Annotated in this window: 6 protein-coding genes; 5 read left to right on the top strand and 1 reads right to left on the bottom strand. The window is 38.1% G+C overall.

Features of this window, described 5'->3' with window-relative positions:
• Positions 1-92 precede the first annotated feature (92 nt).
• The 5 genes from K6D58_RS06985 (at position 93) to K6D58_RS06965 (ending at position 6,804) form a co-directional block, all read left to right on the top strand.
• Positions 93-2,183 carry a methyl-accepting chemotaxis protein gene (locus tag K6D58_RS06985; protein ID WP_296828989.1) on the top strand — a complete coding sequence of 697 codons (2,091 nt, stop codon included), beginning with the start codon at positions 93-95 and terminating at the stop codon, positions 2,181-2,183.
• Between the two features lie 206 nt (positions 2,184-2,389).
• Positions 2,390-2,773, top strand: a complete 384-nt coding sequence (locus K6D58_RS06980; protein ID WP_296828987.1) for a bacterial Ig-like domain-containing protein — start codon at positions 2,390-2,392, stop codon at positions 2,771-2,773.
• Positions 2,774-2,968: 195 nt separating this feature from the next.
• Positions 2,969-5,056 carry a methyl-accepting chemotaxis protein gene (locus tag K6D58_RS06975; protein ID WP_296828985.1) on the top strand — a complete coding sequence of 696 codons (2,088 nt, stop codon included), beginning with the start codon at positions 2,969-2,971 and terminating at the stop codon, positions 5,054-5,056.
• Between the two features lie 33 nt (positions 5,057-5,089).
• Complete coding sequence (locus K6D58_RS06970) at positions 5,090-6,247, top strand: FprA family A-type flavoprotein (protein ID WP_296828965.1); 1,158 nt, start codon at positions 5,090-5,092, stop codon at positions 6,245-6,247.
• Between the two features lie 38 nt (positions 6,248-6,285).
• Positions 6,286-6,804, top strand: coding sequence for a M48 family metallopeptidase (locus K6D58_RS06965; protein ID WP_296828963.1), 519 nt, complete (start codon positions 6,286-6,288; stop codon positions 6,802-6,804).
• Between the two features lie 15 nt (positions 6,805-6,819).
• Here the strand turns inward: K6D58_RS06965 and K6D58_RS06960 are convergent.
• The coding region (locus K6D58_RS06960) for an ATP-binding protein (protein ID WP_367182343.1) at positions 6,820-7,491 on the bottom strand (672 nt) is incomplete at its 5' end.

Genomic DNA, 7,491 nt, shown 5'->3' with positions numbered 1-7,491 from the left:
TCTTTTTTTAGATAGGATAAATATTAACATGTTAATTTAAAAGCCGGAATTTTGGGATTATAATTATGATGGCATAAAATTCTGGAGGACATATGAAAAATCCTATGCGCAGTCTTAGTTTTAAAATTATTCTTGTTGTTTTAGTGGGAACAATCGTATCCAATTTTGTTATCGGTTTTATTGTAAGTAAAGAGTCGTCACAGGCTCTGCAGGATATGATGTATGCGGATTTGCAGCATTCAGTTAACGCAGTTGCAAAAGATATGAATCTGAATAATGAGCGGGAAGTGAGGATGCTGGAGACATTGTCTGTAATTCCGGATATAAGGAATCCTCAGCTTTCATTAAAAGAAAAATATAAAATCGTTAAAGAATCTCAGGTTCTGGATAAACATTATCTTAGAGTGAACATTCTTGATATGGACGGGAATGCTTACATGAATGATGAAGGGCAGATGGAAAATTTTGCTTCTACTGAATTCTTTTTAAATTCATCAGCAGGAAAATTAAATATCACTGATCCTTTTGTAGATAAAGACGGCACTGTTCTTATGTACTACTCTTATCCTGTAAAGGATTATTCTAATCGTGTAATTAATGTTCTTATTTGTGCAGTAGATGGTTTTTCTCTTAGTGACTTGTGTATGGAACATCCTATGTCAAAGGACCGCAAGCCTTATGTAATCAGTGCGGCTACAAAAATTTCACTTGCAAACGAAGATCACTGGAAGGTTGGTGTAGAGGATGTTGGTGCTATAGAAAAAGAAAATCAGGGAACAACTCTTGGGGAACATCTTACAAAACTTCTTTCGGGAACTACAGGACATGATATTTATGAAGACCAGGGAAAGATGTGGATGTCTGCCTGGGAGCGTATTCCAAATACAAACTGGATTGCTGCATGTTCAGTTCCATTTTCTGATTTTCAGGAAAAGCTTTCTAATCTTATGATTGGAATCGTTGTTGCTTTTGTTCTTCTTACAATTCTTTCGCTGACACTTACAGGTATTGTAATCAGATATTCAATTCGTCCTTTGAGAAAACTTAAGAGGGCTATTACTCAGATTTCTTCCAGGGATGCGGATCTTACTGCAAGGCTTAAGGTTACTTCTAAAGATGAGGTAGGGGATGTTGTTTCGGGCTTTAATGAATTTACAGAGAAGCTTCACGGAATCATTCGTCAGATAAAGGATTCCAAGGATGGGTTAAATAATGCCGGCCTTCAGATGGGAGAGGTTACTCAGGATACAGCTGCTTCCATTACAGAAATAATTGCAAATATTGAAAGTGTAAATTCACAGATTCAGAATCAGTCAAACAGTGTTGATGAGACAGCCGGAGCTGTTAATCAAATTGCATCTAATATTACTTCCCTGGAAAAGATGATTGAAAATCAGTCCTCTGGTGTTTCAGAAGCCAGTGCTGCGGTAGAGGAGATGATTGGAAACATTGCAAGTGTTAATCAGTCGGTAGAAAAAATGGCAGGTTCTTTTGAAGAACTGGAGTCAAACGTAGAAACAGGTTCTTCAAAACAGCAGGATGTTAACATGAGGATTGAGCAGATTAAGGCTCAGTCAGAAATGCTTCAGGATGCCAACACTGCAATTTCTGCTATTGCGGAACAGACCAATCTTCTTGCCATGAATGCTGCAATCGAAGCGGCCCATGCAGGCGAAGCAGGTAAGGGCTTTTCTGTTGTTGCTGACGAAATCCGTAAGCTGTCTGAGACTTCCGGTGAACAGTCAAAGACTATTGGAGTTCAGCTGGTAAAAATTCAGGAATCCATTGCAGATGTAGTTTCTGCTTCTGAGGAATCCAGTGAAGCTTTTGTTCAGGTTACAAATAAAATCAGGGAGACTGATGAACTTGTGCGCCAGATCAGGAGTGCAATGCAGGAGCAGCAGGAAGGAAGTCGTCAGATTGGAGATGCCCTGCATACTATGAATGACAGTACGGTAGAAGTAAGGACTGCCTCTGCAGAAATGTCTGAGGGTAATAAACAGATTCTTCAGGAAGTTCAAAATCTTCAGAATGCCACCGCAACCATGAAGGAAAGTATTGGTGAAATGTCCATCGGTGCAAAGAAGATTAACGAAACAGGGGCTGCCCTGTCAGATATTTCCAGCCACATGAAGGGTTCAATTAACAAAATAGGAGATGAAATCGACCTCTTTAAGGTATAGGATTTAAGGCTTTTTATTCCCCGATATTGTCTGTCTTGCACAAGGCTTATAGTATCGGGGATTTTTTTTTAAGAAATTCCTGAATAAAAATTTTAATTTTAATTTGAAAAGTGAAAATATCGAATTACACTATTAATAAAGGACTACAGATTGATTTAAGGAAAATCACTTTGTTGTTTCTGATTAATAAAAGGGGGAGTTTCGATATGAGAAGAGTTTTAAATGTATTATTTATTTTTCTTACAATTTCAGTATTAAGTTCCTGCAGTAATATTATGGGGGATATTATTATTGATCCAGACAGCGAGAATGAATCAAAGTCTCTTTCAAGTATTACAGTAACAACTCCTCCAAGTAAGTTGTATTATAATTTATCTGAAGATTTTATAACTGATGGAATGGTTGTAACTGCAACTTATGAGGACGCTTCTACTTCTACAGTAACAGAATTCACAACAGATTTTGATTCAAGCAGTCCTGGTGCTAAAGAATTAACAGTAAGCTATTCTTCTGGGGGAGTGACTAAGACTGCAACAACGCCATATTATGTTGTTGCATCTGATTCCCTTACAGAAAGCGATGGTTTGTAATAACCTGCTTTTTAAGTTTTATAGCAATTCTCTTGTATGAATATACAACAATAATTAATTTCAAATCTCATTTGTATTATTGATAATATGGGGTTACAATTTAAAGGGCCAGTCCGTTAGTAAAAAGTGTGGTGCTTTTTATGTAATGGACCGGCCCCATTTTTAAATATTCATTTTATTATTACAGGAGATTTTATGAAGCTGAACAGTCTTAAAACAAAACTTATGGGTTTGATACTTGGAATTGTAGTTGTATCTAATCTGGTTCTTGGTATTATTGCATATTCCATGTCCAATTCAACTTTAGGTAAATCTGTTGAAGAGACTGTGTCTTCCATAGCTTCTGATGTTGCTAATCAGGTAAGGCTTTCTAATGACAGGGAATTTCATATGCTGGATGTTCTTGCCAGTATGACCATTATTCGTGATCCAAAGGTTACCATGCCGGAGAAAGTTGCAGCAATTCAAAAAGCTATAGCAACTGATTCAAATTATGAAAACATTACATACTATGATAAAAACGGTATGTCCATAACTGGTGACGGTGCTATTGCTGATTGTTCCAAGCGTGAATACTTTATTCATGCAATTTCAGGTGAACATTTTGTTTCTGATCCTAACGTCAGCCCTATTAATGGAAAGCTTCTTATTTTTTATAGTGTTCCTGTAAGGGATCTTAATACAAATGAAATAAGCGGTGCAATTGTTGCTGTATTCTATGGGGATACTTTGTCTAAACGTTGTGCTGATATTACAATCGGTAAAGAAAGTCATCCATTCATTATTAATATGAAGTCTGGAAAAACAATCGGTGATGCAGATGTTCAGTATGTTAAGGACGGACAGGTCCTTAAGGATTCAACTTCCGGAGCTATGCACGAAGCAATTGTTGATGCAATGGATGGAAATACTTCATTTAAAACTTTTTATGAACCATTTAGAAAAAAGAATATGGTTGCAGCCTATAAGCCTGTAGGTGAAAACTGTGACTGGGCTGTTTTCTGTATGGCTCCTCATGATGATTTCTTTGGTAAGATTAAAACAATGATGGCTTCTATGATAACTGTTATTGTTGTCATTCTTATTGTCGCAATAATTGTTTGTCTTTTCCTTATTACATTCAGTCTGAGACCTCTTAAACTTGTTGAAGCTTCCATTACAGAAATTGCCAGTGGTAATGCAGATCTAACAAAACGTATTGAAGTTAAGACTCATGATGAAATTGGAAACGTTGTTAAGGGATTTAATGCATTTACAGAAAAACTTCAGTCTATAATTTCTAAGGTAAAGGAATCCAATTACAATCTTGAAAATGTTGGTTCTGATATGAATGCCAGTGTAGAAGATACTGCAAGTTCAATTACTCAGATTATTGCAAACATTGACAGTATGAAAAAGCAGATTGAAACTCAGAACAATAGTGTAAGTCAGACTGCAGGGGCTGTTAATGAAATTGCATCCAACATTGATTCTCTTGAACGTATGATAGAAAGTCAGTCGGGTGGAGTTACTCAGGCATCTGCTGCTGTAGAAGAAATGATTGGAAATATTTCTTCCGTTAATATTTCTGTTGACAAGATGGCTCATTCCTTTAATGAGTTAAGGTCTAATGCTCAGGCTGGAATTGATAAGCAGCGTGATGTTAACGAAAGGGTAGAGCAGATAGAAAGTCAGTCCAAGATGCTTCAGGAAGCTAACGTTGCAATTGCTTCTATTGCTGAACAGACAAATCTTCTTGCCATGAATGCGGCAATTGAAGCGGCTCATGCAGGTGAATCGGGAAAGGGTTTTGCCGTAGTTGCAGATGAAATCCGTAAGCTTTCTGAGACTTCTTCAGTTCAGAGTAAGACAATCGGAGATCAGCTTAATGACATTAAGGAATCCATTAATGATGTTGTAACTGCATCTTCCCAGGCAAGTATTGCTTTTGAAGCTGTATCCAGTAAGCTGGCAGAAACAGATGCACTTGTTATGCAGATTAAGTCAGCCATGGAAGAACAGAATGAAGGTTCAAGGCAGATTACTGCAGCCCTTCACAGCATGAACGACAGTACTATTGAAGTAAAGAATGCTTCTGCAGAAATGTCAGAAGGTAACCAGCTTATTCTTAGGGAAGTACAGCAGCTTCAGAATGCAGCAATGAGTATGAATCAGGGAATGGATGAAATGTCTACAGGTGCCCGTAAAATTAACGAAACAGGGGCTGCCCTTAATGGAATTTCCAGCAAGATGAACGATTCTATTGGGGATATAGGTTCACAAATTAATCAGTTTAGGGTTTAATGTCATATATAATAAAAATGTATGGAGAAAAATATGACAGTTTGCCAGGATGTAACTTATGTTGGTGTAAATGATCACCAGATTGATTTATTTGAAGGACAGTTTGCTGTTCCTCATGGAATGTCTTACAACTCTTATCTGATTCAGGATGAAAAAGTCTGTGTCATGGATAGTGTGGATGAGCATTTTGGTGGTGAATGGCTTTTGAATATTCAGAATGAGCTTGGAGACAGACAGCCTGATTATCTTCTTGTTCAGCATATGGAAATGGATCATTCTGCAAATATTATAAAGTTTGCAGAAAATTATCCTGAGGCAAAAATCGTTGCTTCAAAAATGGCTTTTACTATGATGAAGAATATGTTTGGCAGTGATTTTGCTGACAGGCAGATTGTGGTAACAGAAGGCAGCACTCTTGAACTTGGAAAGCATACATTAAAATTTATTACAGCTCCAAATGTTCACTGGCCTGAAGTTATTATGACTTACGATGTTCAGGATAAGATTCTTTTTTCTGCAGATGCCTTTGGAAAATTTGGCGCCCTTGATTATGAAGATCCTCAGGGATGGGAAGAAGAAGCACGTCCTTATTACTTTGGTATTGTAGGAAAGTTTGGTGCTCCTGTTCAGGCTCTTTTAAAGAAGGCTGCTGCTCTAGAAATTAACTGTATTTGTCCTCTTCATGGTCCTGTGCTTAAAGAGAATATCAGTCATTATGTTAATCTTTATAATACCTGGTCTTCTTATGATGCAGAAAGTGATGGAGTCTTGATTGCCTATACTTCTGTTTATGGTCACACAAAAAGTGCAGCCCTTAGACTTGCAGAAATTTTAAAAGACAAGGGTTGTAAAAATGTAGCTCTTGCTGATCTTGCCAGGGATGATTTTTACAGGGCTGTGTCAGATGCCTTCCGTTATTCAAAGCTTGTTCTTGCTTCTACAACATACAATGGTGGAGTTTTTCCTGCCATGAGAAAATTTATTCTGAGTCTTACAGACCGTAACTTTCAGAAGAGAAAGGTTGCCTTTATAGAAAATTCAAGCTGGGCTCCTGCTGCTGCTAAGACAATGGCATCTCTTCTTGAATCCTGCAGTGAACTTAATTATTGTGAGACAAAGGTTTCCGTAAAGATTTCACTTAAGGACAGTGACGAAGAAGCTCTTGCAAAACTTGCTGATGAATTACTGTGAAGGTAACCTATAAAATAATAAGGGCACGCCGGAGAACAATGAGTATCTCTGTTGATGACGATGGTATTGTCATCGTAAAGATTCCCCTTGTTTGTCCGGAGAGTCATGCCCTTAATTTTCTTGAAGAAAAAAAAGACTGGATTTTAAAACATCTCATAAAAAATCGTAAGCAGGCTCAGCTTGCAGATCAGATGGGTTATCTGTCAGAAGAGGATATTAAAAAACTAAAAAGACAGGCCCGTAAAATAATTCCTCCCCGGGTCGAGTTTTATGCTAAAAAAGCCGGCATTACTTACAATCGTATTTTTATCCGTCTGCAGAAGTCCCGCTGGGGTAGTTGTTCTGCAGAGGGTAACTTAAATTTTAATTGTCTTCTTGCTCTTATGCCTCCCCAGGTGCTGGACAGTGTAGTTGTCCATGAGCTTTGTCACAGGCATCATATGGATCATTCAAAAGCTTTTTATCAGGAAGTTCTTAGCATTTACCCTGAATATAAAAAATGGAACAAGTGGTTAAAGGAAAACGGGGGAGCATTTTTTAAACGTATTCAGGGTTAAGTTTTATATTAGGTTTTAGTCTTCCAGGATTTCTCCTTCTATGCTGATGGTAATAATCTGCCAGGGAATAAATTTTCCGCTGTTCTGAATTGCCTTTTGTACTGCCATTGCCAGACCTCCGCAGCAGGGTACTTCCATTCTTACAAGGGTAAGGCTTTTGATGTCATTGTTTGCAAGAATCTGAGTAAGCTTTTCGCTGTAGTCTATTGAATCAAGTTTAGGGCAGCCTATAAGGGCAACTTTTCCTTTAATGAATTTTTCGTGGAATCCTGCATAGGCGTAAGCGGTACAGTCTGCGGCTATAAGAAGTTTTGCCTGGTTAAAGTAGGGTGCTTCTACCGGAGCCAGTTTAATTTGAACAGGCCAGTTTGTAAGCTGGGAGTTACTTTCTGTAATTGCTGATGGGGCAGGGTTTTTAACAGTATTTTCCTGTCTTTGAATCATGCGCATTTGAGTTCCGGGACAGCTGCCTGCTGCTTCAAAATGAAGTCCGTTTAAGTTCATGATTTTGCGGGCCTGGTCTTCCCTCTGTTTTTTTATGTTGGCTTCTACTGCATCTCTGTCGTATTCAGCAGCTTCTCTTTCTTCAAAGCTGATTGCTCCTCTTGGACATTCAGGAAGGCAGTCTCCCATTCCGTCACAGTAGTCGTCCCTTATTAACTTTGCCTTACCGTCGATTACTGCCAG

Origin of the sequence: Treponema sp., assembly GCF_024696245.1 — a bacterium.
Classification (GTDB): Bacteria; Spirochaetota; Spirochaetia; order Treponematales; family Treponemataceae; genus Treponema_D.
Note: the sequence above shows the minus strand (reverse complement) of the source record. Positions and strands in the feature narration are given on the sequence as shown.

Coding starts and splice junctions, on each gene's coding strand:
- K6D58_RS06965 (WP_296828963.1), top strand. CDS start 6,286: ATGAGTATCTCTGTTGATGACGATGGTATTGTCATCGTAAAGATTCCC.
- K6D58_RS06980 (WP_296828987.1), top strand. CDS start 2,390: ATGAGAAGAGTTTTAAATGTATTATTTATTTTTCTTACAATTTCAGTA.
- K6D58_RS06985 (WP_296828989.1), top strand. CDS start 93: ATGAAAAATCCTATGCGCAGTCTTAGTTTTAAAATTATTCTTGTTGTT.
- K6D58_RS06970 (WP_296828965.1), top strand. CDS start 5,090: ATGACAGTTTGCCAGGATGTAACTTATGTTGGTGTAAATGATCACCAG.
- K6D58_RS06975 (WP_296828985.1), top strand. CDS start 2,969: ATGAAGCTGAACAGTCTTAAAACAAAACTTATGGGTTTGATACTTGGA.